The organism is Pseudoxanthomonas sp. LjRoot204_2 (assembly GCF_056175765.1).
The window spans coordinates 1-2,969 of the sequence record NZ_JBGFFG010000410.1 but is presented as its reverse complement, the minus strand read 5'-3'; the positions used below and the strand labels follow the sequence as shown (position 1 = coordinate 2,969).

5 protein-coding genes are annotated in these 2,969 nt (G+C 67.5%); all 5 read right to left on the bottom strand.

The features are described 5' to 3' along the window. Positions 1-431 (bottom strand): DUF4339 domain-containing protein (locus AC04L7_RS15685; protein ID WP_475513368.1); only part of this gene is annotated, 431 nt, incomplete at its 3' end. Then, positions 428-1,318, bottom strand: a complete 891-nt coding sequence (locus AC04L7_RS15680) for an RDD family protein (protein ID WP_435996394.1) — start codon at positions 1,316-1,318, stop codon at positions 428-430. The genes AC04L7_RS15680 and AC04L7_RS15685, both read right to left, overlap by 4 nt. Positions 1,319-1,369: 51 nt before the next feature. Then, positions 1,370-2,104, bottom strand: a complete 735-nt coding sequence (locus AC04L7_RS15675; RefSeq protein ID WP_435996396.1) for a pilin — start codon at positions 2,102-2,104, stop codon at positions 1,370-1,372. 26 nt (positions 2,105-2,130) lie between these two features. Continuing rightward, the gene (locus tag AC04L7_RS15670) at positions 2,131-2,604 is read right to left on the bottom strand and encodes a DUF494 family protein (RefSeq protein WP_299344195.1); all 474 of its coding nucleotides are present in this window, start codon (positions 2,602-2,604) and stop codon (positions 2,131-2,133) included. Continuing rightward, positions 2,601-2,969 (bottom strand): DprA-like winged helix domain-containing protein (locus AC04L7_RS15665; RefSeq protein WP_475513367.1); only part of this gene is annotated, 369 nt, incomplete at its 5' end. The genes AC04L7_RS15670 and AC04L7_RS15665, both read right to left, overlap by 4 nt.

The following is a 2,969-nucleotide window of genomic DNA, read 5'->3' as shown; positions in this document are numbered from 1 at the left end:
CGCTTCCAGAACCCGGCATACACCACGTGCCCATCGGTGACACGCGTGCCGTAGGCGCGGGTTTCGACGTCCGCCCGCGGCGCGGCGTACAGCGAGTCGCCGGACGTGACGGCCGGCGACTGCCGTACGGCCGGGGCAGGCGAGGCGTAGGTGGGCTCACTGGCGGTGAAGACCGCGCGGCCGGTCAGCGGCCTGTCGACGACGGGCTCCGCGGCCGCCGGCGCCGCGGGCGGTGGAAGCGAACTGGCGGGTGTGGCGGCGAGGCCCAGTTCGTCGGCAAGTTCGCCCAGCGGCGTCCACTGGCCCATGCCGTCCCGCCAGGCGAGCGAGGCCGGGGTGAGTGCTCCCTTGCGATACAGCGCCACCAGAGCGTCCTGCGCCACCGGGCCCTGGCGTTCGTGGCGCAGGTCGACGTAGTACCACTCGGTCATGACAGGTCCTTCATCAACATCGCCCCCATCACGGCGTAGATCGCGATGCTGCCAACGATGGCCAGGCCGGCCAGCACCAGGATCACGATGGTGACCACCCCGAGCTCATCACGCTGGCGCTCCGGGAATGCGGTGAAGGCCCACTTGTCGACCACCAGCGTGTCGCACAGCATGTCGTGCAGCGCCTGCTTGCGCTCGGTCAGCACCACCATCAGGCCGGAGATCAGCACGCCCAGGCCGCAGGTGACCATGGTGAAGACCAGATAGGCCAGCGAGCGCAGGAAGCCGCGCCAGAAGCTCATCCGCTGGCCGTCGGTGCGCGCCACCTTGATGCCGACCGCGAGCTTGCCCAGGCTGGCCTGCAACGACGAGGACTGCATCCAGCCGAAGTAGACGCAGGGCGCAAGGAACAGGATCGGGTAGATGGCCAGCATCGAGGCGATGCCTGCGCCGGTGGCGAAGGGATTGTCGGATCCTCCCGCGCCCATCACTCCGACGCCGATCAGCATCAGCGGGATCATCAGCGCGTAGCTGATGATGGTGGTGACGATGCTGTCGATGAAGCTGGCGGCGAAGCGCTTCCACAATCCCGCATGCACCAGGTGGCCGCTCGCCATCGACGGGAAGGAGGCGAGGTCCGCCGCCGGTGGGGCGTAGGGCAGGTCGGCGCCGGGCAAGGCGGTGTCGGGCGCGGGTGACGCCAGGGTATCGAGTGGCAGGTCGAGCTCGGAGGCGAGCGAGCCCAGCGGCTGCCAGTCCTGCAGGCCCTCACGCCACACCAGCGTGTTCGCGTCCAGGCGCGCATGGCGCACATGGCCTTCCAGTTCCGCGGCCGAGAACGGCCCGTGCCGTTGCCCGCTGGCATCGGCGTAATACCACTGCGTCATTGCGTCATTCCCCGGTGAAACGCGTGGCTCCCGTCGCCACGCTGACGGTCATCAACCGCGGCAGTCCAGCGGCAGGTACTTGTCGTCGATTTCCGACGAGCAGTTCCACGCGCTGCCGTCGGTCCCCACGTCCCACCACAGCTTGCGGCCATCGATCTGCGCGTTGCCGGTGTTGCCGAATTCCAGTTCGAAGCCACAGGTGCCGTCATCGAACTCGCCGACGATCGCCCGCGTCACGTAGGTGCCGGCGTAGCTCTCCGGCGTGCCGATGTCGCCTTCGCCGTTGCCGGGGCATCGGTCCTCGCCGGTGCGGATGGACTCCACCTGCAGCTTCAGCGGCTCGCTCTCGGCGATCGCCTGCGACACCTTGGCGCGCAGCGTGTAGTCGTTGTAGGCGGGAATGGAGATCGCGGCCAGGATTGCGCCAATCCCCAGGCAAGGGACCAGCAGCACGGCGGCGACGATCAGCGCGATCTTGCCGCCGGACGTGCGCGGCTTCGGGGCGGGGGCGACCGGTGTGCGCAGCAGGCGGTCCTGCGACGCCACCGCGGCGGCCGGCACGGCCGGCGGTACCGGCGGAGGCGTGCTGGCCATCGATTCGGACGTTGCGGGTGCCAGGCCGAGTTCGTCGGCGAAGGTGCGCAAGGGCTGCCACTCCGGCAGGCCTTCCCGCCACACCAGGCCGTCGAGGGCGATGCGTCCGAAACGGTAATGGGTGACCAGTTCTTCCGACGAGACCGGACCGTGCTGTTCACGGTTCCGGTCGGCGTAATACCAACCCGACATGCTTCCCCCTGAAGCGGATCAACGCCTCAGTGTACCGGCTCGGGCTCGTCGGAAAACATCTGGGTTTCCATCCACGCATAGGCGGCTTCGGAACCCGGTTGGTTGAACAGCACCATCAGCACGACCCATTTGAGATCGTCCAGGTCCAGTTCGTCCTGGTCCAGCGCCATCGCCCGGTCCAGCACCAGCTCACGCTGGTCCGCGTCGAGCACGCCATGCTGTTCCAGGAACAGCAGGAAGCCGCGGCACTCGACATCGAGCTTCTCCAGCTCGGGGCCGTGGAACACGCGGGTGGGGCCGCCGGCGCGCGGCTGCGAAGCGGCCGGCCTCTGGTCGGCCAGCGCGTCGAGCCAGTCGAAGGCCTTGCTGATTTCTGCGGGGCTGAAACCGGCCTGGATCAGGCCGTTCTGGAGAGAGTCGCGATCACGGACGGGGTCCGCGTCCTCGGTGAAATAGTGTTCGAACAGGTACAGCAGTACATCAAGGATGCTCTCTTTCATTGCCCCTCGGCCTGCGTCGTCGACGCTGTGGAGGTGAAGAAACCGGTCTTTCTCTGGTATCGGCCGTGGTCCGCCGTTACTAAGCCATCCAGTTCCATGACCAGCAGCATGGAGGACAGTTCGGCGGCCGTCAATCGGGTGCGTGAGACAAGCTGATCCATACCTGTTGGGTCATGGCCCAGTGCTTCCCACAAGCGCTTGTAGTCGGCCTCAAGATGCAGCGGCGTCTCTCCCGTCCCCGCGATCACCCCGGATTCAGTCTCGCCAAGGCGTGCCCTGAGCGCGTCGGCCAGGTCCGCGGCGAGCGGAGCCAGCGCCTCGATGACCTCGTCGGCTGATTCCACCAGGCCCGCGCCATCCCGGAT